Raw genomic sequence first — 23,590 nt, 5'->3', positions numbered from 1 at the left:
GTTGAATGCAGGACACATTTCCGGGCTAACGTTTCTATGACGATCACGCAGATCGCCGGCGGAGCCGACCCGTCATCCGCAAGCCGTCACGCATGTTGAGCACCAGAAGTATGATGTTTGCAGTGCCTGCCGCGAGTTCCAGCGCTTGTACGGTGTAGAAGACCATATCGAAGTCGGCAGCCCTGGCCTTGGACGCCAGGAACAGTGCTGCCGGTATAAGAACCAGAAGACCGTTCGCAGCAATCAGGGGCATGCGCTTGAGCTTCGCGTTGACCAGACCTCCACGCCGCCCCTTCGACAGCACGACGCCCAAGCCACCTGTGGCGGCCAACGCCGGGATGAGGAGGAGTATGCCCCACGGAATGGTGGTCTTGACCGCCACCACGATCGCCTCCGAGGCGAACAGCTCAGACAGGATCGTCGAGAGCCAGAAGGTCGCGATCGTCAAGATGGCGATGAGGCCGGCTACGGGATGAATGATCTTTAGCATCGTCTTTTCCTAGCGGCTGACGGCCCACACCCCGAGTGCGGAGGCGGTGAAGGCGAGGACGATGCGGAGGTTGTGGATCAGCAGCCAGGTGTCCAGTTTTCCCGAGACCTGATCGATCGGGACTGTCTTGGCGGCGAAGGCGGCGTTGCTGGGCACATAGTAGGCCATCGTCAGAAGGAGGATGGCGAGGATGCAACCGATCGACCCGAACCAAATATTGCGCACGGCTGCATTGCTTCGGTCGAGCCAGAGCATGCCGGCAAGTCCGATCAGCGTTGGGACGACAACCAGCGGAATCGCCCGCAGGACGAGATGGCTGTGTTGGGCGAACCAGTCGAGAAACTCGGCGGGCGGCAGGCCTTTCCAATATCCCCCCAGGATGACGCCGATGGCGAGCATGACGCCCGCAAACATTGCCGAACTAGTGATCGCGAGAATTCTGAATACATGCAGCATGCGCCGTCTCCTTTCATCTTCGAGTTTCGTTGAGCCTGGAACTCAGGCTGTGCATATCCCAGCCACGCCGACCTTCTGGAACAGGTGCGGGCTGGCGACGACGGATGACGGATACGCGGCAAGTTGCGCGAGAAAGTCGGGATGGGTGAACGCGGTGCGGAACGCCATGGTCGATTCCCACACCGCATAGTTCAGGTAGGTCGGACTCTCACCGATCGCACGATGAAGCTGGGTCGAAATGAAGCCCGGCTGCCGTTTCATGAAGTCGGCATCGTCCTTCCAGACTTCGAGGAAACGCGGCTCGTCGGCAGCGTCGAGCGTGAAGACGTTGGCGAGCACGAGCGATGCAGCCTCGACTGCAAGCTGTCGTTCAATGGGGAACTTCTCGTCCATGGGTTTCAACAGGGACATATGGCGCTCCATTCTTTTTGAAAGCATGATGTCAATTTGGTATGATGCATATATGGTAATTTGACACTCTAATGTCAATAGAAATGCATGGTGACAAATGAACGAAGCAGACAGAAGCGCGTCGGGAGACGCTTTGACCGACCTCATCCTGAGCCTGTTCAGGGTGAACAACATGACCCTCACCTGGGGCGACAGACTCGTTGCGCCGTTTGGACTCACCAGCGCCCGCTGGCAGATTCTGGGGGCGATCGTGTTTGCTGACCGACCGCAGCCGGTGGCATGGCTCGCCCGCGACCTCGGCGCGAACCGGCAGAATGTCCAGCGTATCGTCAACGACCTGCACAAGGACGGGCTGATCGCGTTCGAGCCCAACCCGCATCACCGGCGGGCGCAACTCGTCGTGCTGACCGACAAGGGACGTGAGACCTACGACGCCGCGATCCGGGTCTACGACCCGCGGGTGAACGCGCTTGCCAACGGACTTTCGCTTGAAGACATCAACACCGCGCACAGCGTAATGGTGGCGCTGCGGGAAAGGCTCGAAAGAGAAAACGATGCCGAAAAGCACGGCTGATCGTCATGGAGCGAACCCAGTCACGATCCACCTGCCACCACTTCGTCCGCCGCGTCGGGCTCATATGGAGGGCGTGGTATGGGCGCTGACTACTCCGTTTTTCGCGATAGGCGGTGGAATGCATTATAGGTCCGCATTCGATGAATTCTGACCGGAAGCGGACCGACCCTTTTCCACCCCATCCTAGGCGCTATCCATCCTATTTGCCGCCGTTCGTCGCCGATGCCCGCACGCACTTAAATACTTGTTGAACCAGCTGGATTTCGGCCTCTCTTAATCGACCCCGATCCGGGGATTGCCTGTCGCGTCCCCGCTAGAAGCCGGGGCCGACATGACCACCCACGACCACAGACAGGAAGCGATCCAGCGCGGCGCGCGCATGTTGCGCACCGCGCTCGGCCCCGCCATTGCCCGGCTGCTGGAAGACCCGGCCGTGGTAGAGGTGATGTTGAACCCGGACGGTCGGTTGTGGATCGACCGCCTGTCCGAAGGGCTTTCCGATACGGGCGACCGCCTGTCCGCCGCCGATGGCGAACGTGTCGTGCGGCTGGTTGCGCACCATGTCGGCGCGGAGGTTCATGCCCGCAGCCCCCGCGTCTCGGCCGAGTTGCCGGAGAGCGGGGAGAGGTTCGAGGGGTTGCTGCCCCCGGTCGTCGCCGCACCGACCTTCGCTATCCGCAAACCCGCCGTCGCGGTGTTCACGCTCGCCGACTATGTGGCGGCGGGCATCATGTCCGCCGATCAGGCTTCGAGCCTGCGCGCGGCCATCGTTTCGCGCGCCAACATCCTCGTCGCGGGCGGCACGAGCACCGGCAAGACTACGCTCACCAATGCCCTCTTGGCGGAGGTCGCTAAGGGCGCGGATCGTGTCGTCATCATTGAGGACACGCGCGAACTCCAATGCGCTGCGCCCAATCTTGTCGCCATGCGGACGAAAGACGGCGTGGCGACGCTCTCTGATCTGGTCCGTTCCTCGCTGCGCCTGCGTCCCGACCGTATCCCCATCGGCGAGGTTCGCGGGCCGGAAGCCCTCGACCTTCTGAAAGCGTGGGGCACCGGCCATCCAGGCGGGATCGGCACCATCCATGCGGGCACCGGCATCGGCGCGCTCCGTCGCCTTGAACAACTCATTCAAGAGGCTGTCGTCACCGTCCCGCGCGCGCTTATCGCAGAGACCATCGACCTTGTTGCCGTCCTTTCCGGGCGCGGTTCCGCGCGCCGGCTGGCCGAGCTTGCGCGCGTCGAAGGGCTGGGGCCGGACGGCGACTACTGCATCACCCCCGTCATCCAAATCAGCACAGGAGAACCCGAATGACCCGCACGCTCACACGCGGCTATCGCTTCACCGCAGCCGCCGCATCCACCCTTGCCATCAGCCTCATGCTCGCACCCGCCGCCCATTCGTCCGGTTCGTCGATGCCGTGGGAGCAGCCCTTGCAGCAAATCCTACAGTCCATCGAGGGGCCGGTCGCCAAGATCATCGCCGTCATCATCATCATCGTAACCGGCCTGACCCTCGCGTTCGGCGATACCAGTGGCGGTTTCCGTCGCCTGATCCAGATCGTGTTCGGCCTGTCCATCGCCTTCGCGGCGTCGAGCTTCTTCCTGTCGTTCTTCTCGTTCGGCGGCGGGGCGCTCCTCTAATGGCGGCCGTCCTCGAACAGCTCGACGCGGTGCCGGGCTTCACTGTCCCAGTCCACCGGGCGCTGACCGAGCACATCCTGCTCGGCGGCGCTCCGCGCGCCATCGCCATCATGAACGGCACGCTGGCCGGGGCCGTGGGCCTCGGCCTGCGCCTCTGGCTGGTCGGCATCGCCATTTGGGCCATCGGCCATTTCGCGGCCGTGTGGGCGGCGAAGCGTGACCCCCAATTCGTCGAGGTCGGGCGCAGGCATCTCCGCATCCCGGCTTTTCTGGCGGTGTGAGGGCGCAGCCATGATGAACCTTGCCGAGTACCGCCGCACCTCCGCCCGGCTCGCCGACTATCTGCCTTGGGCCGCGCTTGTCGGCCAGGGTGTCGTGCTCAACAAGGACGGCTCGTTCCAGCGCACCGCGAAGTTTCGCGGCCCCGATCTGGATTCCGCCGTCGCGGCCGAGCTGGTTGCCGTCGCCGGCCGCATCAACAACGCCGTGCGCCGTCTCGGCTCCGGCTGGAGCATCTTCGTCGAGGCGCAGCGTAGCGAAGCCGCGACCTATCCCGACAGCATCTTTCCCGATCCCGCATCGGCGCTGGTCGATGCGGAGCGCAAAGCCGGTTTCGAGGAAGCGGACGCGCATTTCGTGTCCGGCTACTTCCTGACCTTCCTTTATCTGCCCCCGGCCGAGGAAGCCGCCCGCGCGGAAACATGGCTCTACGAGGGCCGGGAGAAAACTGGCGTGGACCCGTGGGAGCTGCTGCGCGGCTTCATCGACCGCACCGACCGCGTGCTGGCGCTGCTCGACGGCTTCATGCCCGAGTGCCGTTGGATGGATGACGGCGCGACGCTGACCTATCTCCATTCCACCATCTCGACCAACCGGCATCGCGTGCGCGTGCCGGAAGTGCCGATGCACCTCGACGCGCTGCTCGCCGACCAGCCCTTGACCGGAGGGTTGGAACCGCGCCTCGGCGACGCGCATCTGCGCGTCCTGACCATCGTGGGTTTCCCCACCGCGACGACGCCCGGCCTGCTCGACGAGATGAACCGGCTGCCGTTCCCGTATCGCTGGTCGACACGCGCGATCCTCATGGACAAGACCGATGCGGCGCGGCTGCTGACGAAGATCAGGCGGCAATGGTTCGCCAAGCGCAAGTCCATCGCCGCGATCTTGAAAGAGGTGATGACGAACGAGGCGTCCGCCCTTGTGGACACCGACGCCGCCAACAAGGCGCTCGACGCCGACATGGCCCTGCAGGAGCTTGGCGCGGACATGGCGGGCATGGCCTACGTCACGGCGACCGTCACCGTTTGGGATGCCGACCCGCGCATTGCCGACGAGAAGCTGCGCCTCGTCGAGAAGATTGTTCAGGGCCGCGACTTCACCGCCATGGCCGAGACCGTCAACGCGGTTGACGCATGGCTCGGCTCATTGCCCGGACACGCCTACGCCAATGTCCGCCAGCCGCCCATCAGCACTTTGAATCTCGCCCACATGATCCCGCTTTCAGCGGTGTGGGCGGGGCCGGAACGGGACGAGCATTTCGGCGACGCTCCATTGCTTTACGCTAGGACCGAAGGCTCAACCCCGTTCCGGCTAAGTCTCCATGTCGGCGACGTTGGCCACACCCTTGTCATCGGCCCAACGGGCGCAGGCAAATCCGTGCTGCTCGCCCTCATGGCGCTCCAGTTCCGGCGCTATGCCGGCTCGCAGGTCTTCGCCTTCGACTTCGGCGGGAGCATCCGCGCCGCCGCGCTCGCCATGGGCGGGGATTGGCATGATTTGGGCGGGGGCCTCACAGAAGGAGACGAGGCGTCCGTTTCGCTCCAGCCGCTTGCCCGCATCCACGACACCTATGAACGCGCATGGGCTGCAGACTGGATTGCCGCCATCCTCATGCGCGAGGGGCTGGCGATCACGCCAGAGGTGAAGGAACACCTTTGGACCGCGTTGACTTCGCTGGCGTCCGCGCCGGTCGAGGAACGCACGATCACCGGCCTTGCGGTGCTGCTGCAATCCAACGATCTGAAACAGGCGCTCCGTCCATTTTGCGTCGGCGGTGCCTATGGCCGGTTGCTCGACGCCGAAGCCGAACACCTCGGCTCGGCGGACGTGCAGGCGTTCGAGACCGAGGGGCTTGTCGGGACCGGCGCGGCCCCGGCCGTGCTCGCCTATCTGTTCCATCGTATCGGCGACCGGCTCGACGGGCGACCAACGCTACTCATCATCGACGAGGGTTGGCTTGCGCTCGACGACGAGGGTTTCGCCGGCCAGATCCGCGAATGGCTGAAAACGCTGCGCAAGAAAAACGCATCGGTCATCTTCGCCACGCAAAGCCTGTCCGACATTGACGGCAGCAACATCGCGCCTGCCATCATCGAGAGTTGCCCGACGCGGCTGCTTCTCCCGAACGAGCGAGCCATCGAGCCGCAGATTTCCGAGATTTACCGGCGTTTCGGGTTGAATGACCGGCAGATAGAAATCCTCGCAAGGGCCACGCCCAAGCGGGATTATTACTGCCAGTCGAGGCGCGGCAACCGGCTGTTCGAGCTTGGGCTGTCCGAAGTCGGCCTCGCGCTTTGTGCCGCATCCGCCAAATCCGACCAGACGCTCATTGCGCAGATCGTCGCCAAACACTGCCGCGACGGCTTCCTCGCCGCATGGCTGCGCGAGCGCGGCGTCGAATGGGCGGCCGAGCTGATCCCGAACCTCACCAATCTTGCCGACCGGCCGGAATCCGCCCCGCCGGCCCGGCTCGATACCCACCCCACACAGGAGATTCTTCTATGACCCATTCCAAGATCGTCGGGGCTTCGGCCCTCGCGCTAGCGCTCGCCGTGCCCGTCGCGTTGTCACCCATGCTGGCAAGCCCGGCCCATGCGCAATTCGGTTTCGGCCGGATCGTCTATGACCCGAGCAACTACGCACAAAACCTGCTCACCGCCGCGCGGACTCTGGAGCAAATCAACAACCAGATTCAGAGTCTCCAGAATGAGGCGCAGATGCTCATCAATCAGGCCCGCAACCTGGCGAGCCTACCGTATTCGTCGCTCCAGCAGCTCCAGCAGAACGTCCAGCGCACGCAGCAGCTTTTGGGTCAAGCGCAGAACATCGCCTTCGAGGTCGGGCAGATCGACCAAGCGTTCCAGCAGCAATACGGCAACGTCTCGCTTTCGACGACCGACGCCCAGCTTGTCGCCGATGCGCGTAGCCGCTGGGAGAATACGGTTGGCGGCTTGCAGGACGCGATGCGCGTTCAGGCGGGTGCGGTCGGCAACATCGACAGCAACCGCGCTGAAATGGCCGCACTTGTCGGCCAGAGCCAAGGCGCAACCGGCGCGCTGCAAGCCACGCAGGCCGGCAACCAGCTCCTTGCCCTCCAGTCGCAGCAGCTTTCCGACCTGATCGCGGTCATCTCGGCGAATGGCCGGGCCGACGCGCTGACCGAGGCCGAGCGCGCCACCGCCGCCGAGCAGGGTCGCATCCAGCGTGAGCGGTTCCTGACGCCCGGCACCGGCTACCAGCCGGGCAACGCGCAGATGTTCAACAACGGCAACAACTGACCGGGAGGCTCGCCATGGACGGCAAGATACTGGCCCGGCTCGGGGCCGTGGTGTTCGTCGCCATCGCCGTCACGGCGACCGCAATCGACATGGCGCGGAAGGACGAACCTTCCGCGCCACCTCCAGCACCGGCCCTCCAGCCGCCGGCCGATCCCTTGCGCGAAACCCTGCGTCGTTGCCAGCAACTCGGCGAGGCGGCGGCGAGTGACGCCGGCTGCCTCGCCGCATGGGCTGAATCCCGCGACCGCTTCCTCGGCCGCGACCGCAGCGAGGCACGCTGACCATGGGCAACACGGGCGTCATCGACAATTTCCTCGGAGTCTTCACCTCCTACATCGACAGCGGGTTCGGCCTGCTCGGCGGCGAGGTGGCCTTCATCGCCACCACCCTGATCGTTATCGACGTGACGCTCGCCGCGCTGTTTTGGGCGTGGGGCGCGGATGACGACATCATCGCGCGGTTGGTGAAGAAGACCCTGTTCGTTGGGGTGTTCGCCTACATCATCTCCAACTGGAACAACCTCGCTCGCATCGTCTTCGAGAGCTTCACCGGCCTCGGCCTCATGGCGTCGGGCACCGGCTTTTCCGTCACCGATCTGATGCGGCCGGGCCGCGTGGCGCAGACCGGCCTCGACGCCGGCCGCCCGCTGCTCGATTCCATTTCCGACCTGATGGGCTGGATCGCCTTCTTCGAGAACTTCATCCAGATCGCGTGCCTGCTGTTCGCATGGGCGCTGGTGGTGCTGGCGTTCTTCATCCTCGCCATCCAGCTTTTCGTGACACTGATCGAGTTCAAGCTGACCACGCTTGCCGGCTTCGTGCTGATCCCCTTCGGCCTGTTTGGCAAGACCGCCTTCATGGCCGAGAAGGTCTTGGGCAACGTGGTGTCGTCCGGCATCAAGGTTCTGGTGCTGGCCGTCATCATCGGCATCGGCTCAACGCTCTTTTCGCAATTCACGGCCGGCTTTGGCGGCACGACCCCGACCATAGACGAGGCCATGGCGATTGTGCTCGCTGCGCTGTCGCTGCTCGGCCTGGGCATCTTCGGCCCCGGCATCGCAAACGGCATCGTCTCGGGCGGCCCGCAGCTCGGCGCGGGCGCAGCCGTGGGAACCGGCCTCGCTGCTGGCGGCATGGTGCTTGCGGGCGGTGCGGCGGCTGGTGGTGGGGCCATGCTTGCCGCGAAAGGCGGCGCTGCTGCCCTGTCCAGTGGAGCCGCGGCGGTTCGAGGCGGCGCGACGGCCGCGGGAGCGGCGACCGCTGCCTATAGCCTTAGCTCGCTCGGCCAGACCGGGGCGGCAGGCGTTGCTTCCGGACTCGGCGGTGTCGCACGCGCCGCAGGCTCGGCCGCCGTCTCGCCGCTCAAACGCGCGGCCTCCAGCGTAACATCCCAAGCAAGCGCAAGCGTCAAATCGAGCTTCTCCGCTGGCGCAAAGGCCGGCTTCGGCGCGACCGGCGGCAGCTCCACGATGGGCACGGTCGGCAGCGCCAGCGCCGCCCCAGCAGCCTCGCCGCCGACTTCCGCCGCCGGGCCTCCGGCTTGGGCGCAGCGGATGCAGCGCTGGCAGGCCCTCAACCACGGCACCACCATGTCAGCCCATGCCGTCCGTTCCGGCGACAGCCACGGCTCCGGTTCCTCCGTCAACCTTTCCGAAAGTGACCGCACATGACCATCTTCAAACGACCCGCAACCCATTACGGCAAATCGCCGGAACCAGAGACGCCCTATCAGAAGGCCGCGCAGGCATGGGACGAGCGCATCGGCTCGGCGCGCGTGCAGGCTCGGAACTGGCGGCTCATGGCCTTCGGCTCCTTGATTCTTTCCGCAGGGTTCGCCTCGGCGCTGGTCTGGCAGTCGGCACGCGGGACCGTGGTGCCGTGGGTGGTGCAGGTCGATAGTCTCGGGCAGGCGCAGACCATCGCACCCGCGAACGCCGACTTTCGCCCGACTGACCCGCAGATCGCTTTCCATCTCAGCCGCTTCATCGAGCAGGTCCGCGCGATACCGGCCGACGCGATCATTGTCCGCCAGAACTGGCTTCGGGCTTATGAATGGACCACGGATCGCGGCGCGGCGGCGCTCAACGACTACGCCCGCGCCAATGATCCTTTTGCTAAGGTCGGCCGTCAGCAGGTCGCCGTCGAGGTCTCGAGCGTCATCCGGGCCTCGCCTAACAGTTTCCGCGTCGCGTGGACGGAACGCCATTTCGAGAATGGCCAGCTCTCCACCACCGAACGATGGACCGCGATCCTGACCATCGTGATCCAGCCGCCTCGCAATGCGGAGCGCCTGCGCGCCAATCCGCTCGGAATTTACGTCAATGCAATTTCGTGGTCGCGGGAGATGAGCCAATGAGGACGATCACCCGCACCCCGGCAATCGCGGCCGTGCTGCTTTCGGCCACCACGCTCGCAGGCTGCGCTACCAACCGGACGCCGCAATTCAACTACGACGCCAGCGTGCCGCCGCTGCCGACCGTGCAGGCGGCAGCAACCGACAACACGCCTCGGCCGCTACATGTGCCCCCCGCATGGACCGTGGCGCGCGGCGGCACCGCCGCAGGCACGCCGACCGGCCGCGTCGAGAACGCCAATGCTGCCGCCCGCGTCGAGCCTCGCCGGGAAGGCTACTACAACGCCATCCAGATTTATCAGTGGAGCGACGGCGCGCTCTATCAGGTCTATGCCGCAGTCGGGCAGATCACGACGATCGCGCTGGAGCCGGGCGAGAGTCTGACCGGCGCGGGACCGATCGCGGCCGGCGACACCGCCCGCTGGATCATCGGCGACACCGAGAGCGGCAGCGGTGCGAACCGCCGCGTCCATATCCTCGTGAAGCCCACGCGGCCGGACATTTCCACAAATCTTGTCGTCACCACCGACCGGCGCACCTACATGCTTGAGCTGCGCGCGCGGGAATCGCTCTACATGCCTTCCGTCGCATGGTCCTATCCCGCAACGCCCGGCCAGCGCCGAGCCGTTCCGGCCGCGCCGATCATTCCGGCCGAGGCGGCGCGGAACTATCGCTATGGATTGCAGGTGCAGGGTGATAGTCCGCCATGGCGGCCGGTTTCCGTCTTCGACGATGGCCGGCGCGTCTATGTCGTCTTCCCGGCCGGGATCGTGCAGGGCGAGATGCCGCCGATCTTCGTGCTCGGATCGAACGGCGAGCCGCAGATCGTCAACAGCCGTGTCCACCAGAACGTCCTGATCGTGGATCGCCTGTTCGGCACGGCCGAGCTGCGCCTTGGTTCTGGCAACCGCCAGCAGACGGTCAGGATCGTCCGCACCAACCCGACGCAGGCCGCCGCCGCGCAGCCCGCCAGCGCGACCGGAGACTCCGCGTCATGACCGACAATACCATTACCGACACCGCCGCCCCCATGCGGCTGCGTGCCGAACCGCCCCGCGTCACCCGCCTGTCCCGCAAGATGCTGGCAGGCGTTGGCGCTGTCGCGCTTCTCGGCATCGGCGGCGCACTGATCTACGCGCTCCAGACCCGCGATGCAGGACGGGGCGGCGAAGAACTTTATTCGACCGAGAACCGGCCCACGGCGGACGGGCTGTCCGGCCTGCCGCGCGACTATACGGGCCCTGTTTTGGGGCCTGCATTGCCCGGCGACCTCGGCCGCCCGATCCTCGACGCGCAGAACCGGGGACAGCCCATTGCAACGCCGGCAATCACGACGCCCGCCGTCGATCCAGAGGAAGAACGCCGCAGGGCCGAGGAAGAAGCCGCGCGCTTGAGCAACGTCTTTTTCCAGTCCGGCCCGCGCACGGGAGCGCCAGCAGGATCGGCCATGCCCGGCCTTGCCGGGCTTGGCCTCGGCGGGCAGCCCGCGACACAGGATCGCCACGCTGCGTTTCTCAACGGGCCGGTGGACCGGCAGACCGTCGCCCCGGATCGAGTCGCGCCGCCGGCATCGCCCTACATCCTTCAGGCCGGGGCCGTGATCCCGGCCGCGCTCATCACCGGCATCCGTTCCGACCTTCCGGGCCAGATCACCGCGCAGGTGACGGAGAACGTCTATGACAGCCCGACCGGCAGCCTACTCCTGATCCCGCAGGGCACCCGCATCATCGGCCAATACGACGATGGCGTGACCTTCGGCCAGCGCAGGGTGCTCTTGGTGTGGAACCGCCTGATCCTGCCGGGTGGCCGCTCCATCGTTCTAGAGCGCCTGCCGGGCGCGGACGCCTCCGGCTATGCTGGCCTTCAGGATGGTGTCGATTACCATTGGTGGGATCTGATGAAGGCCGCAGGGCTGTCTACGCTGCTTGCGGTCGGCACCGAGCTGGCGACCAGCGACGACGATCGGCTGATCCGCGCCATCCGCGACGGCGCGCAGGATACCGTCAATCAGGCAGGCCAGCAGATCGTGCAGCGCCAGTTGCAAGTTGCGCCGACGCTCACCATCCGTCCCGGCTTCCCGGTCAGGATCATCGTCACCCGCGACCTTGTGTTCGAGCCGACAGGCGGTTGACCATGACCAAGCTGAAACTTGGCCCGCTGCCCGACGACAAGCCCGTCAAGGTGACGGTGGAGCTGCCCGCGGCACTTCACCGAGATCTGGTCGCCTATGCCGAGGTGCTGGCCCGCGAGACCGGCCAGCCCGCCGCCGATCCCCTCAGGCTGATCGTGCCCATGCTGGAGCGGTTCATCGCCACGGATCGCGGGTTTGCAAAGGCCAGACGAACGCGGCCCATCAGCAAGGTCACTGGCGAACAATGACCGGTCGTGAAGCTACTCGGTTGACCAAGAAGCCCAGCCGTCGAGTGGGAAGCAAAGACTTGCCTAGAGGAATCGACGGTGCGATTCTGAAGCTCGCGCGGGTTCTTGCACGTCAGGCAGCCAGAGAAGACCATGCGCGCCAACAAGCCGGGAGCGCATGTCATGACGAAACGCGCGGTCATTTACGCGAGATTTTCCACCGACCTGCAAAATGAACGGTCGATCGAGGATCAGTTTACCCTCTGCAGGAAGCATGCCGTAGAACACAATCTCACGGTCGTTGCGACCTACGAAGATAGAGCACGTTCAGGTGCCTCGGTCTTCGGACGGGAAGGTCTAGTTCAACTAATGGACGCCGCCCGCGATGGAGCGTTCGACGTCGTGGTCATCGAGGCACTCGACAGGCTCTCGCGCGACATGGAGGACCTGGCGGGTGTCCATAAACGCCTGTCCTTTCTCAACATCGAAATCCGTGCTGTGCACGATGGGGTCGCAAACACGGTTCTCGTCGGTCTCCGGGGACTGGTCGGCCAACTCTATCGTGAAGACAACGCGCACAAGATCCGCCGCGGCCAGGCTGGGCGGGTCGGACAGGGCCTCAACGCCGGCGGTCTGACCTACGGTTATGCTCCGATTCCAAGCGAGCCGGGAAAGAGACAGATTGTTGACGAAGAGGCCGAGATTATCCGTCGCATCTTCGACGAATATGTCGCAGGGCGCACACCGCGCGACATCGCGCGCGACCTCAACCGCGACAACATTCCGCCTCCGCGCGGAACCAAATGGAACGCCTCGACGATCAACGGTAACATGCAGCGCGGCACCGGTATCCTGCAGAACGAACTCTACGGTGGCCGGCTTGTCTGGAACAAGGTGCGCATGGTGAAGGACCCCGACACCGGCCGTCGGGTATCTCGTCCCAATCCGAAAGAGGAGTGGCAGTCATCGGACGTGCCCGAGCTTGCGATTGTCAACTGCGAACTGTTCGAGCAGGCGCAGGTGCGCAAACGGGAGCGCAGCCTCGACCATCCTCACCACCATCGCCGGCCGCGTCATATGCTTTCGGGGCTGCTTCGTTGCGGCGCTTGCGGATCGGGCATGTCGACTAACGGCAAGGACAAGTCGGGCCGTATACGGATCAGGTGCTCGGCCGCGACGGAAAGCGGGTCGTGTCCCGATCCCAAAACCTTCTATCTGGAGACTGTCGAGACAGCTGTTCTGGCTGGCCTACGAGCCGAGATGAAGAGCCCCAAGGTGCTCGCCGAATACGTGAAGACCTATCACGAGGAGCGCAAGCGACTATCAGCGGAGGCCGACGCCAATCGAATTCGGCTTGAGCGCCGTGCCGATAAGCTCAAGCGCGAGATCGACCGGTTGGTCGATCATCTCGCCAAGGGCATCGGGGATCCCTACGTAATCGGTCCGCGTTCGACGGAACTCTACCATGAGCGCGAGGTGGTTCTCGCAGAACTGGCAAAAGCCCCGCCTGCCTTCGAGGTTGTATCGCTTCACCCCGCTATTCTGAAGCGCTATGAAGAGCAACTCGACGCCCTGCAACACGCACTGACAGCAGGCATGCGATCAGGCGACCGGGAATGCGCGGAAGCCATACGGGAACTCGTTGAAACGGTCACGGTCTACCGCGATCCCTCCGAACCGGGCGCGGTCGAAATCGAGATTGCAGGACGACTAAACTCGATCCTTGGCGAACGTGCCTACCCCAACGGGGTCAAACGGGTGTGGGGATTGGTGGTAGCGGAGGAGGGATTCGAACCCCCGACACAAGGATTATGATTCCTCTGCTCTAACCTACTGAGCTACTCCGCCCCGCTACGCTCGCTTTGAAATCTGTCGCCGGTCGGTTTCCGGGGCGGCAGGGCGATTGCCAAGGTCGGGCGGATATAAGGGGGCTGTGGCGGCGCTGTCAAGCATTGTGCGCGTGCGAAAAGTTGCGGTGCGCATTGCCGCTTTTCATGCGTGGCGGGGTTGAGTTCGGCTGGCCGCGCGACTATGTCTCGGCGTCGACATTTTCCAGCTACAGGGTTCATGAAACCGCGTATCGCCGTCCTCGGATGCGGCTATTGGGGCTCCAACCACATCCGCACCCTCAAATCGCTTGGGGCGTTGCATGCCGTTTCGGATGCGAACGCTGCACGGGCGGAGGGATTCGCGAGCGAGCAGGACTGCATCGCGGTTGATCCGGACGAGCTTTACGGCCGCGACGACGTCGATGCGATCGTGATGGCGCTGCCGCCGCAGCACCATGCCGCCGCTGCGATCCGCGCCGTGGAAGCCGGCAAGGACGTGCTGGTCGAGAAGCCGATCGCGCTCACCGTTCCGGACGCCGAACGCGCCGTTGCCGCCGCCAAGGCCAATGAACGCGTCTTCATGGTTGGCCATGTGCTGCGCTTTCACCCTGCCTTCGAGCAGCTCAAGCAGCTCATCGATGCCGGCGAGCTCGGCACGGTCAAATACATCCACTCCCACCGGCTGGGTCTCGGCAAGTTCCATACCGAGAACGACGCCCTGTGGGACCTGGCGCCGCACGACCTGTCGATGATCCTCGCCATCACCGGTGCACCGCCGACGGAAATCCGCGGCGAGGGCGCCGCGCTGCTCGATCATCTGAGCGATTTCGCGCATCTGCACATGCGCTTTCCCGGTGGCTTGCGCAGCCATCTCTTCACGTCCAGGCTCAATCCTTATCGTGAGCGCCGGCTTACGGTGGTGGGCACCAAGGCGATGGCCGTTTTCGACGACGTCGAACCCTGGGATCGCAAGCTCGCCGTCTATCGCCACGCCGTCTGGCAGGACAGCGGCCATTGGGCGTTCACGACCAACGAGCCGTCCTACGTGCCGGTCACGTCGGGCATGCCGCTGACACGCGAACTGGAGCATTTCATCGACTGCATCCAGACCCGCGCCAACCCGCGCACCGATGGCGAAGAAGCGATCGGCGTGCTGCGCATCCTGACGGCGGGAACCGTCACCCACGATTGATTCAAGAATTTTTCGGCCGGACGAAGATGCCGCTGCCTGTTGGGCTCAGGCGCTCTGGCGTGCCGGCTGGGCAGCGAGCCGCGACAGCATCGCCTCGGCTTCCGCGCCGCGCTCCGAACGCTCGATGAAGCCGCCGCCGAATACGCGGGCGTCGTCGCCATCGTCCGAATAGAGCACGCAGGCCTGACCGGGCGCGATGCCGGATTCACCATCGACCAGCTCGACCCAGCTCGCGCCGTCGCGATGGTGCAGCACGGCCGGCCGTGGCGGACGGGTCGAACGCACCTTGGCAAACAGCTCCAGGCCGCCCGTGGGCAGGGAGGAGAGCGCTTCGTCTCCCAGCCAGTTCAGGTCGCGCAGATAAATCTTGTGCGTTTCCAGCGCTTCGCGCGGGCCGACGATCACCCGAGCGCGATCCGCGTCGAGATGGACGACATAAAGAGGCTCGCCGGAGGCGACGCCGATGCCGCGCCGCTGGCCGATCGTATAGCGCAAGATGCCTTCGTGGCTGCCGAGCACGCGGCCGTCGATGTGGACGATGTCGCCGGGCGTGGCCGCGGTCGGCTTCAGCTTCGCGATAATGTCGGAATACTTGCCCTGCGGCACGAAGCAGATGTCCTGGCTGTCCTGCTTGGTGGCGACGACCAGGCCCATGGCCTCAGCCTCGGCGCGCACCTGCGGCTTGGACAGGTGGCCGAGGGGAAAGCGCAGAAAATCGATCTGCGCCTGCGTGGTGGCGAACAGGAAATAGCTCTGATCGCGGTCGGCATCCACGGGGCGATAAAGCGCGCGATGGGCACCATTGGCCCTGCTGCGAATATAGTGGCCGGTGGCGAGCGCGTCGGCGCCGAGCTCGCGCGCGGTTTCCAGCAGGTCGGCGAACTTTACAGTCTGGTTGCACGAGACGCACGGGATCGGGGTTTCGCCGGCGACGTAGCTTTCGGCGAATGGATCGATCACCGCTTCCTTGAAGCGCTTCTCGTAATTGAGGACGTAATGCGGGATGCCCAGCGTCTCGGACACACGCCGCGCATCGTCGATATCCTGGCCCGCGCAGCACGAGCCGGCGCGGTGCGTTGCGGCGCCATGATCGTAAAGCTGCAGCGTGACGCCAACGACGTCGTAGCCTTCACGCTTGAGAAGGCCGGCGACGACTGAGGAATCGACACCGCCCGACATCGCGACGACGATGCGCGTCTCTTCCGGGCGGCCGGGGAGATCGAGGCTGTTCATGGCGCGTTCGTTCCGCTTCGGTCTGGTTTCGGCGGCTTCATGCCCCCGCGCGCAATATAGGTCAAGGCTCGTGCCGCCGCCACGGCCGAGGCCGGGAAAAGCGTTGGTTCACATTCGACTTAAATGAGCCCGAAAAGCCTAACGCGGGATTCATAATCGTTACTTAAGCATTATGGCGTGCTTAGCCATTTTTTAAAACCACCGGGTTAGGCTCAGCGTGATTAGGTCCTAGAGTTTGCGTTAGAGAGTACGATGACCGATCTGGTTAGACCGCGGGTCAAATATGTGATTGGGCCGGATGGCAGCCCGCTTACCATTGCGGATTTGCCGCCCACCAATACAAGGCGCTGGGTCATCCGACGCAAGGCCGAAGTTGTTGCCGCGGTTCGCGGCGGCCTGCTCAGCCTCGAGGAGGCGTGCCAGCGCTATAAGCTGACCGTGGAGGAATTTCTCTCCTGGCAGGCTTCGATCGACGAATATGGCCTCGCCGGCCTTCGCACGACACGCATCCAGCAATATCGACATTAGTTTTCGCTCACGGGCCGCATCGCTCGCTTTGCTCGCTGGCCCACCGCCAGGGCGTCGCGTCAGCTCGGACGCCCGGTCGCGCTTGCGGCCTGCGGCCGACTGGTTGGATCGCTGGCGCTCCGCGAGGGCGCCGGACGACCGGCGACCCGCTGTGGCCGGCACGCGAGCAGATTCTCGCTCACGCGACTTTTCAGTGCATCCAGCGAATAGCGCTCACCCTGCCGCCGTCAGCCCGGCCAGGGGAGCTTAGCGACCGCTGAGCTGGACCCATTGGCCGCGTGACCCCGCGGCACGGCTTGTCACGGCAAAAAAGCGCGCTTCGACAATTTTATTCGACAAGCTCGGGGTAGCCTCAAAGGACGTACCCCGCCGACACACAGCCGTGCTGCTGAATGGAGGTTTAGATAGCCTGCGCTAAGCTCGGGCTGCGGGATGTGCCAGCGGTGCCCTCGAGGGAGGAAATGTTAGCAGGTCTTCCTAGCGCCAACCTTAAGCCACGGGGTGGCAACAGGCGCTTTCATCTCGGGCAAGGCAGGGAGTGAAAGGGAGGGGTGCACAATATAATCGTCAGCCCTGTCCGTTTCCGAGCGGCGCTGAAGCGCGCCGGCTGCGTTCGATGGTCGTGCCGCCCAGCGGGCGGGACGACCTAGCCGATCATCGCACTGCGACCGCCGCTGTCTACGTCTCGACCGCGTCCGTCTCGAGATTCCAGCATCTCGGCCTTGGAAAGCTCGGCCTCGGCTTCATTAAGTGCCGACTCGGCGGCTTCGCGCTGCTGCTGGAGGTCAGTCTGCGAATTCTTGAGATTGTCGCGGCGCTGCCGTGCCGCCTTGGCGAAGGTCGGATAGGCGAAATGACCTGTATCGGTGATCCCCGCCTTCTTTTCTTCCGCCACGATCTGCAAATCCAGCTCAGTCGCCATACGATCGAACTCGGCAATCATCATGTCGAGCTGCAAGAGCTGCTTGCGCTTCTCGTTGACCTGAAACTGCTTGAGCCGCACCAGGTTCTCACGTGACTTCATCACTCGCTACTCCCGAAACGCATACTACGCACCGTCAAACGCGGCGCCTGTCTCCCGCTACGCGCCCCGTCCGTCACTATCGGGGCAATCTGGAAACAAATTACTAACCCTGCGCTCTTGGTAACCATTCGTTTACGCGCATTGTTAATCATAGCGCAGAGGACTTAAGGGCGGGTAAAGATGCTCAACCGAGGGTCGAGCCGACAAAATGACTCCTATTGAGTCACTTGCCGGAATTTGCTCAACCATCACGTGAGCTTACGGCTCATGGGATTAACATTTAGATTCAAGAAGGTACGGGCAGTAGCTGAAAAGGGTTAATATCGCTTGCCATGCGGAATCATATTTTGTTAACCATTGCGTGGCAGGTTCCGATTCAGAAAATCACTGTTCCGGTGCCGGAAGCATGCCGAACCCGGTCTGGCGGCGGGAAAGGGGACATTAATGCGCGTTCTGCTCATTGAAGACGATAGTGCGACCGCACAAAGCATCGAGCTGATGCTCAAATCGGAGAGCTTCAACGTCTACACGACCGATCTCGGCGAAGAAGGCGTGGATCTGGGCAAGCTCTATGACTACGATATCATTCTGCTGGATCTCAACCTGCCCGACATGTCGGGTTATGAGGTGCTGCGGACGCTGCGGCTTTCCAAGGTCAAGACACCGATCCTGATCCTCTCCGGCATGGCCGGCATCGAGGACAAGGTGCGCGGCCTCGGTTTCGGAGCCGACGATTACATGACCAAGCCGTTCCACAAGGACGAACTGGTTGCGCGCATCCATGCCATCGTGCGCCGCTCGAAAGGGCATGCGCAGTCGGTCATCAACACCGGCGATCTCCTGGTCAATCTCGACGCGAAGACGGTCGAGGTCGGCGGTCAGCGCGTGCACCTGACCGGCAAGGAATACCAGATGCTGGAGCTGCTCTCGCTGCGCAAGGGCACGACGCTCACCAAGGAAATGTTCCTGAACCACCTTTATGGCGGCATGGATGAGCCGGAACTGAAAATCATCGACGTCTTCATCTGCAAGCTGCGCAAGAAGCTCGATGCCGCATCCGGCGGGCAGAACTACATCGAAACGGTCTGGGGCCGCGGCTATGTGCTGCGTGAGCCCGAGGAAATCCGCGAAAGCGCGTAAAGCGACTAGCGCTTCACAGAATCTCGGGGCCGTTGACGTCGTCAGCGGCCCTGTTTCATTGGGCTGTTCGCTACGCTGCGACCTGCATCTCGCGGAAACGCTCGAGGAGCTGCGGGCGATTGAATGGCTTCAGGATATAGCCTTTTGCACCGGCCCGCTTGGCACGCATGATCGTGCCGACGTCGAATTCGGTCATGCAGATGACGATATACGGGGCGTAGAGTTCACTGATCGACATTGCCTGGCGAATGAACTCGTCAGTCATCATGTCGGGGAGGCTTGAATCCACCACGATGATGTCGGGCATGTTGCTTGCGCAGATGGCCAGTGCTTCCACCGCCAGCCCAGCCTCAGTCACGGTCATCTCCGGACCGCTCAGGATACGCTTTGCGACCTTCCTGATGACGCTCGAGTCATCGACGATCATGCAGCGCTTCATAGTCCACCCCTTTCATGCACACCGACTTGCATTACGGGCAGACTAGGGGCTTTCGGTAAAAATCACCGTAATTGGCTAGCTAAAAAATGCGTTAAACGCTGCGCATACAGGCTTAGTGCAAAATCGGCCGTAACCGCCTCGCACGCAAGCCCGGCAAACCTGTCTCCATGTGAGCTGGAAGCAGCTCTCAGGCTGCCGTCAGCACGATCTCTTCGGGGCTGGCCCGCATGGAAATCGTCATGCTCGCCTCATGTGCCAGAAGCAGGGTGTAATAGGGCTGAACGGCATGCGCATCGATCGGCTCGTCCGACTTGACGCCCGAATGGAGTTCCAGGAAACGTGCCGGCACGCGCACCATCGGTCCGTTGGCCGTCAGCGTGAAGCGCGGGGCGGTATCCAGATCGTGAAGCTGAACCGTCAGCTTGCCGCCGCGCGGAATTGCGGCGTTGGCGACCAGTATCAGGTTGAGCAGCAACTTAACCTTGTTCTTGGGCAGGAGCGCGCGGGCACCCTGCCATTCGAATTCAGGTTTCTCGTTGGCGAGGAAGGCGGTCGCCACGCTCTCCGCGTCGCCCGTATCGATCTGCATGCCCGCTGAGCCAGCCGCGCCGAAGGCGATGCGGGCAAATTGCAGCCGCGCCGAGGCGTTGCGCGCGCTGGTGCGGATGAGGCGCATGGCGTCTTCGTCGGCGCCGCCTTCATCGAGCAGTTCGAGGCCGTTGTTGATCGCGCCCACCGGGGAGATGATGTCGTGACAGACCCTGCTGCAAAGAAGGGCCGCGAGATCCGGTGCGGAAAGGGTCAAAATATCGGCCATGCGGAAAGCGTCCCTGTCGTCTGTCTTTCGGTTCATACAAAACACCAGCGTTGCGCCGTGCGCCGCTGGCGAATCACCCCTTAAATTGCCGGATATTGGTTACACAAGGAAGGCAGCGCGACAAGGAAACCCGAACGACCACCGCTGGCAAGCCGCTCCAATACGCTTCGGTAAAGCAACGGTTTACGCGTTTCGGCGGCCGGCAGGCCAATGGTTAATGATTGGATAAGGTTTCGGTCATAGTTTGAATGATATTGGCGTGTCGATGCGGTCCCGAAGGTCCGCATGCGCCGCGACGCGGTGGGGCAGTTCGATACGGAGATAGAAGGCATGTTCTGCAGGCTCTTTCCTCGAAACGTGATCAGCGTGGTAGCTGCGATGCTGTTTGCCGTGGCTGCCGCGACATCGACAGCGCTGCCGGCCCGGGCTGCGGCCGGCGAGGCCTATACGGCCCAGGAGGTGCTCGATTCCGGGCACCAGTTCTTCGGCACCACATCGGGCGGGCTCGCCTCGGTGGTCGAACAGATTTTTTCATCCTACGGCATGCCGAATGGCTATATCCTCGGCGAGGAAGGCTCCGGAGCGCTGATCGGCGGCCTGACGTTTGGCGAAGGCACCCTTTACACCAAGAATGTGGGTGACCATTCCGTCTTCTGGCAGGGCCCTTCGCTGGGATGGGACTTCGGCGGGCAAGGCTCGCGCACGATGATCCTGGTCTACAACCTCGACAGCATTCCTGCGCTTTATCGCCGCTACGCCGGCGTTGCGGGTTCGGCCTATGTGGTGGCGGGGCTCGGGTTCACCGTGCTGAAGAACGGCCCGGTCCTGCTGGTGCCGGTGCGTACCGGCGTAGGCGCAAGGCTCGGGCTGAACGTCGGCTATCTGAAGCTGACGCAGTCGCCGACCTGGAATCCCTTCTGAGCGTGCGCCCGCGCATTTAACCTTACCGTGCGCAACAGCGCGCACGGCACTGGATTCCTCCTGTCCCGCCGTGGCACATAGGGCCTGGGTTCCGCGCGCCGCGCGGCGTGGATTGGACGAAACGCAGTGATCCAGACGACGCTCTTCTTCATTCTCGGTTTCCTTTGCGCGGCATTCCTCGCGCTGATGGTGGCACCAGCCATCTGGCGACGGGCGGTCGCCTTGACGCGTAAGCGCATCGAGGCGTCTGTGCCGCTGACCATGGATGAGATCCAGGCCGACAAGGACCGGCTGCGGGCAGAATTCGCGATGTCGACGCGGCGGCTCGAAATGAGCCTCAAATCGTTTCGCGAGAAGGCGTCGGAGCAGATCGTCGAGATCAACAGAAATCGTGACGAGCTGAAGCGTATCGCCGAGGAGCGCGACGAGAAGAACGCCGCCGTCACCCAGATGGAAACACGCGCTGCGGAACTGCGCACAGAGTTGCGTCAGCGCGAGGAGCAACTCCAGCGGCTTACCGATCGGCTCGGCGAGCACGAGCGTATGCTGGGCGAACGGGCGATCGAGCTTGAAAAGCTCGGTCGCATGTATGACGAGGCAAGCTTCAGCGCGTCGAGCCGCCAGATCGAGATCGTGGCGCAGGAATCCAAGCTGGAAAAGCTCACCGACGATGTCGCGACGCTGCGCAACGAACGCAAGGAAGCCGACAGGCGGGTTCGCGAGGTCGTTGCCGAGCACAAGGCAGCGCGCGATGCGCTGCGCGAGGAGCAGAAGAAACATGCCGCGCTTGAAAAGAAGGTGGAACGCCTGACGACCACGCTTTCTGACCGCGACGACAAGCTGGAGCGGCGCGAGCGCGAACTGGCGCGGCTGCGTGACCAGGTCAAGGGCGGCGGCGCGACCGAGCACGACCTTCAGCAGGCACTGGCCGAAGAACAGGAGCAACGCGCCAAGCTCGAGGCGGAAGTGGCGGAGCTGACGGTGCGGCTCTCGACACTGGTTGCCGGTGCAACCGGCGGCGACGTCGAAAAGGCTACAGCAAAACTGGAAAGCGACAGGAAGCGGCTGGAAGAGCGGCTGACCGTGCTGACGCGCGAGAACAAGAAGCTGCGGGCTTCGCTCGACAGCGTGGAGCGCGCCAGTTCCGACGGATGGGACGAAGAGCGGCGCGAGAGCGCGGTGCTGCGCGAGCAGATCAATGATCTGGCGGCCGAGGTGGTCAACCTGACGGCGATGCTGGATGAGCCGGATTCGCCGATACACAAGGCACTGGCGGCCGACACAGGTGAGAGCAAGAGCGGCACGCCGAGCCTTGCAGAGCGCATTCGTGCATTGCAGAAAGCCGCAGCCACGCCACGCTGACGGTTATCCCTACCGTTCCCGCCACAGTCGGTGCAGCGCGACGGCCGAGGCGGCGGCGACGTTGAGGCTGTCGAAGTCCTGAGACATCGCAATGCGCACCGTTTCCATGCGCGCCATCAGGGCAGGCGGCAGGCCGGCCCCTTCCGTGCCGAGATAAAGCGCCGTGCGGCCGTCGCGGTTTACGGTATCGACGGCGCGACCGCCGGATGGGGACAGTGCGAACTGGCGAAAGCCGTGGCGGGTAAGCATGTCGACCAGCGCCGCTTCGTCGGCGATACGGGCGAAAGGTACCTTGAGTGCCGCCCCGACGGAAACGCGGATCGCCTTACGGTAGAGCGGATCGCAGCAGCTCGGATCGAGCAGCACCGTATCTGCCTCGAAAGCCGCGGCGTTGCGGAAGATTGCGCCCATATTGTCGTGGTTGGAAATGCCGACAAGTGCGACGACCAACGCATCGGCGGGCAGGCCGGCAAGCATCTCCTCGGGATCGTCTTCGGCGCGACAACGGCCCAGCGCCAGCACGCCGCGGTGGATATGGAATCCCGCGATCGCATCCATGACGGATTGCGATGCGACATAGACCGGCATGTCTGCGGGCGCGCTCGCCAGCGTTTCAGCCATGCCGGGAAGGCGCTGTTCCAGGATCAGCGCCGATTCGACCGCGAAGCGGCGGGCGGAAAACAGCACGTTCAGGACAACCTTGCCCTCGGCGATGAAACGGCCCTCTCGGCCGACAAGGTCGCGCTCGCGGATGGCGTGGTAGGCGGCAATGCGCGGGTCGTCGTGGCTTTCGATGCGGATCGCCGTTGCCGGGTCGTAGCCGACTTGCGTCACGCGGCGTCTCCCGTGCCCCTGGCGTAGCGCTTCAGGCGCTCTTCCAGGGTTCCGGTGTGCAGCTCGAACATGTGGTTGTCGTCGTCGTAGAAATAGATCGACCGGCCTTCGCCCACGACCCTCGGCCGGCTCTGCCGCATCTCCAGACCTAGGCCTGTCACGCGAGCGAGGCAGGCATCGTAGTCGGCATCGTCGATCTTGAAGGCGACATGATTGTACGTGCGCGAAGGTAGCGCATCGCCCTCCATCGTTGCGATCCACACGGCGTTGTCACCGTCGCCGACCAGAAAGAAGCGCTCACGGGACAGGGAGAAGGTATCGTCGCCGGAATCGTAAACCTTGCGAGCACCGAGCACGGACGACAGTATCGTTTCCATGCGATCGAGATCGCGGACGGTGAACGTGATGTGGCTGAGTCCTTGGACCAAG

The 23,590-nt window shown here is 63.7% G+C and carries 27 protein-coding genes, 1 tRNA gene and 1 pseudogene; 18 read left to right on the top strand and 11 right to left on the bottom strand.

Annotated features, from left to right (window positions below; translation table 11 throughout):
* Window positions 1-43: 43 nt before the first annotated feature.
* The 3 genes from ACVJNE_RS01960 to ACVJNE_RS01950 are packed head-to-tail and all read right to left on the bottom strand — an operon-like array spanning window position 44 to window position 1,357.
* Window positions 44-490 (bottom strand): hypothetical protein, encoded by a 447-nt coding sequence (locus tag ACVJNE_RS01960; RefSeq protein WP_499562485.1) that lies wholly within the window; start codon window positions 488-490, stop codon window positions 44-46.
* Window positions 491-499: 9 nt separating this feature from the next.
* The gene (locus ACVJNE_RS01955; RefSeq protein ID WP_499562483.1) at window positions 500-946 is read right to left on the bottom strand and encodes an anthrone oxygenase family protein; all 447 of its coding nucleotides are present in this window, start codon (window positions 944-946) and stop codon (window positions 500-502) included.
* Between the two features lie 42 nt (window positions 947-988).
* Window positions 989-1,357, bottom strand: a complete 369-nt coding sequence (locus tag ACVJNE_RS01950; protein WP_499562482.1) for an antibiotic biosynthesis monooxygenase family protein — start codon at window positions 1,355-1,357, stop codon at window positions 989-991.
* Between the two features lie 97 nt (window positions 1,358-1,454).
* On the opposite strand from ACVJNE_RS01950, the gene ACVJNE_RS01945 reads away from it, so the two are divergent.
* From ACVJNE_RS01945 to ACVJNE_RS01885, 13 genes and pseudogenes are all read left to right on the top strand, one after another.
* Window positions 1,455-1,931, top strand: coding sequence for a MarR family winged helix-turn-helix transcriptional regulator (locus ACVJNE_RS01945; RefSeq protein ID WP_499562480.1), 477 nt, complete (start codon window positions 1,455-1,457; stop codon window positions 1,929-1,931).
* A gap of 331 nt (window positions 1,932-2,262) precedes the next feature.
* The gene (trbB, locus tag ACVJNE_RS01940) at window positions 2,263-3,246 is read left to right on the top strand and encodes a P-type conjugative transfer ATPase TrbB (protein ID WP_499562478.1); all 984 of its coding nucleotides are present in this window, start codon (window positions 2,263-2,265) and stop codon (window positions 3,244-3,246) included.
* Window positions 3,243-3,575 carry a TrbC/VirB2 family type IV secretion system protein gene (locus ACVJNE_RS01935; RefSeq protein WP_499562476.1) on the top strand — a complete coding sequence of 111 codons (333 nt, stop codon included), beginning with the start codon at window positions 3,243-3,245 and terminating at the stop codon, window positions 3,573-3,575. The genes trbB and ACVJNE_RS01935 overlap by 4 nt, the downstream gene beginning before the upstream one ends.
* Window positions 3,575-3,856 (top strand): VirB3 family type IV secretion system protein, encoded by a 282-nt coding sequence (locus tag ACVJNE_RS01930; RefSeq protein ID WP_499562473.1) that lies wholly within the window; start codon window positions 3,575-3,577, stop codon window positions 3,854-3,856. The genes ACVJNE_RS01935 and ACVJNE_RS01930 overlap by 1 nt, the downstream gene beginning before the upstream one ends.
* Window positions 3,857-3,866: 10 nt before the next feature.
* The gene (gene trbE, locus ACVJNE_RS01925) at window positions 3,867-6,359 is read left to right on the top strand and encodes a conjugal transfer protein TrbE (RefSeq protein WP_499562471.1); all 2,493 of its coding nucleotides are present in this window, start codon (window positions 3,867-3,869) and stop codon (window positions 6,357-6,359) included.
* Window positions 6,356-7,132: a P-type conjugative transfer protein TrbJ gene (trbJ, locus tag ACVJNE_RS01920; RefSeq protein ID WP_499562469.1), complete on the top strand. Its 777-nt coding sequence runs from the start codon at window positions 6,356-6,358 to the stop codon at window positions 7,130-7,132. The genes trbE and trbJ overlap by 4 nt, the downstream gene beginning before the upstream one ends.
* A gap of 14 nt (window positions 7,133-7,146) precedes the next feature.
* Window positions 7,147-7,413, top strand: a complete 267-nt coding sequence (gene trbK-alt / locus ACVJNE_RS01915; protein ID WP_499562468.1) for a putative entry exclusion protein TrbK-alt — start codon at window positions 7,147-7,149, stop codon at window positions 7,411-7,413.
* A 2-nt stretch (window positions 7,414-7,415) separates the two neighbouring features.
* The gene (trbL, locus tag ACVJNE_RS01910) at window positions 7,416-8,801 is read left to right on the top strand and encodes a P-type conjugative transfer protein TrbL (protein ID WP_499562466.1); all 1,386 of its coding nucleotides are present in this window, start codon (window positions 7,416-7,418) and stop codon (window positions 8,799-8,801) included.
* Complete coding sequence (trbF, locus tag ACVJNE_RS01905; protein ID WP_499562464.1) at window positions 8,798-9,487, top strand: conjugal transfer protein TrbF; 690 nt, start codon at window positions 8,798-8,800, stop codon at window positions 9,485-9,487. The genes trbL and trbF overlap by 4 nt, the downstream gene beginning before the upstream one ends.
* Entirely contained in the window at window positions 9,484-10,482 is a 999-nt protein-coding gene (trbG, locus tag ACVJNE_RS01900; RefSeq protein ID WP_499562462.1) for a P-type conjugative transfer protein TrbG, read from the top strand. The genes trbF and trbG overlap by 4 nt, the downstream gene beginning before the upstream one ends.
* Before the next feature lie 32 nt (window positions 10,483-10,514).
* The gene (locus tag ACVJNE_RS01895; RefSeq protein ID WP_499563178.1) at window positions 10,515-11,615 is read left to right on the top strand and encodes a TraB/TrbI/VirB10 family type IV secretion system protein; all 1,101 of its coding nucleotides are present in this window, start codon (window positions 10,515-10,517) and stop codon (window positions 11,613-11,615) included.
* Window positions 11,616-11,617: 2 nt separating this feature from the next.
* The gene (locus ACVJNE_RS01890; RefSeq protein ID WP_499562460.1) at window positions 11,618-11,863 is read left to right on the top strand and encodes a DUF2274 domain-containing protein; all 246 of its coding nucleotides are present in this window, start codon (window positions 11,618-11,620) and stop codon (window positions 11,861-11,863) included.
* A 132-nt stretch (window positions 11,864-11,995) separates the two neighbouring features.
* Window positions 11,996-13,084 (top strand): annotated as a pseudogene (locus ACVJNE_RS01885) (recombinase family protein); the annotation flags it as partial.
* Window positions 13,085-13,165: 81 nt separating this feature from the next.
* On the opposite strand, the gene ACVJNE_RS01880 reads toward ACVJNE_RS01885, so the two are convergent.
* A complete protein-coding gene (locus tag ACVJNE_RS01880; protein WP_499562458.1) occupies window positions 13,166-13,375 on the bottom strand; it encodes a hypothetical protein in 210 nt (69 codons plus the stop codon).
* A 238-nt stretch (window positions 13,376-13,613) separates the two neighbouring features.
* Window positions 13,614-13,690, bottom strand: a tRNA-Met gene (locus ACVJNE_RS01875).
* Window positions 13,691-13,909: 219 nt separating this feature from the next.
* Between ACVJNE_RS01875 and ACVJNE_RS01870 the strand changes: the two genes are divergently transcribed.
* Window positions 13,910-14,863: a Gfo/Idh/MocA family protein gene (locus tag ACVJNE_RS01870; RefSeq protein ID WP_173192851.1), complete on the top strand. Its 954-nt coding sequence runs from the start codon at window positions 13,910-13,912 to the stop codon at window positions 14,861-14,863.
* A 45-nt stretch (window positions 14,864-14,908) separates the two neighbouring features.
* Here ACVJNE_RS01870 and mnmA read toward each other — a convergent pair whose 3' ends face one another.
* Window positions 14,909-16,096 (bottom strand): tRNA 2-thiouridine(34) synthase MnmA, encoded by a 1,188-nt coding sequence (gene mnmA / locus ACVJNE_RS01865; protein ID WP_499562456.1) that lies wholly within the window; start codon window positions 16,094-16,096, stop codon window positions 14,909-14,911.
* Between the two features lie 252 nt (window positions 16,097-16,348).
* On the opposite strand from mnmA, the gene sciP reads away from it, so the two are divergent.
* Window positions 16,349-16,624: a CtrA inhibitor SciP gene (sciP, locus tag ACVJNE_RS01860; RefSeq protein ID WP_148916391.1), complete on the top strand. Its 276-nt coding sequence runs from the start codon at window positions 16,349-16,351 to the stop codon at window positions 16,622-16,624.
* A gap of 646 nt (window positions 16,625-17,270) precedes the next feature.
* On the opposite strand, the gene ACVJNE_RS01855 is transcribed toward sciP, so the two are convergent.
* Complete coding sequence (locus tag ACVJNE_RS01855; RefSeq protein ID WP_499563176.1) at window positions 17,271-17,648, bottom strand: flagellar export protein FliJ; 378 nt, start codon at window positions 17,646-17,648, stop codon at window positions 17,271-17,273.
* 444 nt (window positions 17,649-18,092) lie between these two features.
* Between ACVJNE_RS01855 and ctrA the strand changes: the two genes are divergently transcribed.
* The gene (gene ctrA, locus ACVJNE_RS01850; protein WP_173192847.1) at window positions 18,093-18,788 is read left to right on the top strand and encodes a response regulator transcription factor CtrA; all 696 of its coding nucleotides are present in this window, start codon (window positions 18,093-18,095) and stop codon (window positions 18,786-18,788) included.
* A 70-nt stretch (window positions 18,789-18,858) separates the two neighbouring features.
* On the opposite strand, the gene ACVJNE_RS01845 is transcribed toward ctrA, so the two are convergent.
* Together ACVJNE_RS01845 and chpT are read right to left on the bottom strand one after the other, a co-directional pair.
* Window positions 18,859-19,227 carry a response regulator gene (locus ACVJNE_RS01845; protein WP_499562454.1) on the bottom strand — a complete coding sequence of 123 codons (369 nt, stop codon included), beginning with the start codon at window positions 19,225-19,227 and terminating at the stop codon, window positions 18,859-18,861.
* A 187-nt stretch (window positions 19,228-19,414) separates the two neighbouring features.
* Window positions 19,415-20,044, bottom strand: a complete 630-nt coding sequence (gene chpT / locus ACVJNE_RS01840) for a histidine phosphotransferase ChpT (protein WP_173193698.1) — start codon at window positions 20,042-20,044, stop codon at window positions 19,415-19,417.
* Between the two features lie 330 nt (window positions 20,045-20,374).
* Between chpT and ACVJNE_RS01835 the strand changes: the two genes are divergently transcribed.
* Both ACVJNE_RS01835 and ACVJNE_RS01830 read left to right on the top strand, forming a co-directional pair.
* A complete protein-coding gene (locus tag ACVJNE_RS01835; protein ID WP_173193696.1) occupies window positions 20,375-20,965 on the top strand; it encodes a DUF1134 domain-containing protein in 591 nt (196 codons plus the stop codon).
* Window positions 20,966-21,091: 126 nt separating this feature from the next.
* On the top strand, window positions 21,092-22,327 hold the full coding sequence (locus tag ACVJNE_RS01830; RefSeq protein WP_499562452.1) for a coiled-coil domain-containing protein: 1,236 nt from the start codon (window positions 21,092-21,094) through the stop codon (window positions 22,325-22,327).
* 9 nt (window positions 22,328-22,336) lie between these two features.
* Here ACVJNE_RS01830 and ACVJNE_RS01825 read toward each other — a convergent pair whose 3' ends face one another.
* Together ACVJNE_RS01825 and fosX are read right to left on the bottom strand one after the other, a co-directional pair.
* Window positions 22,337-23,161, bottom strand: coding sequence for a TrmH family RNA methyltransferase (locus tag ACVJNE_RS01825; RefSeq protein ID WP_499562450.1), 825 nt, complete (start codon window positions 23,159-23,161; stop codon window positions 22,337-22,339).
* Entirely contained in the window at window positions 23,158-23,589 is a 432-nt protein-coding gene (gene fosX, locus ACVJNE_RS01820) for a FosX/FosE/FosI family fosfomycin resistance hydrolase (RefSeq protein WP_499562449.1), read from the bottom strand. The genes ACVJNE_RS01825 and fosX overlap by 4 nt, the downstream gene beginning before the upstream one ends.
* Window position 23,590 lies beyond the last annotated feature (1 nt).

The sequence above is a fragment of the Mesorhizobium sp. DxT genome, from assembly GCF_058448885.1.
Note: the sequence above shows the minus strand (reverse complement) of the source record. Positions and strands in the feature narration are given on the sequence as shown.

Coding starts and splice junctions, on each gene's coding strand:
- ACVJNE_RS01835 (WP_173193696.1), top strand. CDS start 20,375: ATGTTCTGCAGGCTCTTTCCTCGAAACGTGATCAGCGTGGTAGCTGCG.
- trbJ (WP_499562469.1), top strand. CDS start 6,356: ATGACCCATTCCAAGATCGTCGGGGCTTCGGCCCTCGCGCTAGCGCTC.
- ACVJNE_RS01890 (WP_499562460.1), top strand. CDS start 11,618: ATGACCAAGCTGAAACTTGGCCCGCTGCCCGACGACAAGCCCGTCAAG.
- trbB (WP_499562478.1), top strand. CDS start 2,263: ATGACCACCCACGACCACAGACAGGAAGCGATCCAGCGCGGCGCGCGC.
- ACVJNE_RS01945 (WP_499562480.1), top strand. CDS start 1,455: ATGAACGAAGCAGACAGAAGCGCGTCGGGAGACGCTTTGACCGACCTC.
- trbE (WP_499562471.1), top strand. CDS start 3,867: ATGATGAACCTTGCCGAGTACCGCCGCACCTCCGCCCGGCTCGCCGAC.
- ACVJNE_RS01930 (WP_499562473.1), top strand. CDS start 3,575: ATGGCGGCCGTCCTCGAACAGCTCGACGCGGTGCCGGGCTTCACTGTC.
- trbL (WP_499562466.1), top strand. CDS start 7,416: ATGGGCAACACGGGCGTCATCGACAATTTCCTCGGAGTCTTCACCTCC.
- sciP (WP_148916391.1), top strand. CDS start 16,349: ATGACCGATCTGGTTAGACCGCGGGTCAAATATGTGATTGGGCCGGAT.
- ACVJNE_RS01870 (WP_173192851.1), top strand. CDS start 13,910: ATGAAACCGCGTATCGCCGTCCTCGGATGCGGCTATTGGGGCTCCAAC.
- mnmA (WP_499562456.1), bottom strand. CDS start 16,096: ATGAACAGCCTCGATCTCCCCGGCCGCCCGGAAGAGACGCGCATCGTC.
- ACVJNE_RS01855 (WP_499563176.1), bottom strand. CDS start 17,648: ATGAAGTCACGTGAGAACCTGGTGCGGCTCAAGCAGTTTCAGGTCAAC.
- ACVJNE_RS01955 (WP_499562483.1), bottom strand. CDS start 946: ATGCTGCATGTATTCAGAATTCTCGCGATCACTAGTTCGGCAATGTTT.
- ACVJNE_RS01895 (WP_499563178.1), top strand. CDS start 10,515: ATGCGGCTGCGTGCCGAACCGCCCCGCGTCACCCGCCTGTCCCGCAAG.
- chpT (WP_173193698.1), bottom strand. CDS start 20,044: ATGGCCGATATTTTGACCCTTTCCGCACCGGATCTCGCGGCCCTTCTT.
- ACVJNE_RS01935 (WP_499562476.1), top strand. CDS start 3,243: ATGACCCGCACGCTCACACGCGGCTATCGCTTCACCGCAGCCGCCGCA.
- trbK-alt (WP_499562468.1), top strand. CDS start 7,147: ATGGACGGCAAGATACTGGCCCGGCTCGGGGCCGTGGTGTTCGTCGCC.
- ctrA (WP_173192847.1), top strand. CDS start 18,093: ATGCGCGTTCTGCTCATTGAAGACGATAGTGCGACCGCACAAAGCATC.
- trbG (WP_499562462.1), top strand. CDS start 9,484: ATGAGGACGATCACCCGCACCCCGGCAATCGCGGCCGTGCTGCTTTCG.
- ACVJNE_RS01845 (WP_499562454.1), bottom strand. CDS start 19,227: ATGAAGCGCTGCATGATCGTCGATGACTCGAGCGTCATCAGGAAGGTC.
- ACVJNE_RS01960 (WP_499562485.1), bottom strand. CDS start 490: ATGCTAAAGATCATTCATCCCGTAGCCGGCCTCATCGCCATCTTGACG.
- ACVJNE_RS01950 (WP_499562482.1), bottom strand. CDS start 1,357: ATGTCCCTGTTGAAACCCATGGACGAGAAGTTCCCCATTGAACGACAG.
- trbF (WP_499562464.1), top strand. CDS start 8,798: ATGACCATCTTCAAACGACCCGCAACCCATTACGGCAAATCGCCGGAA.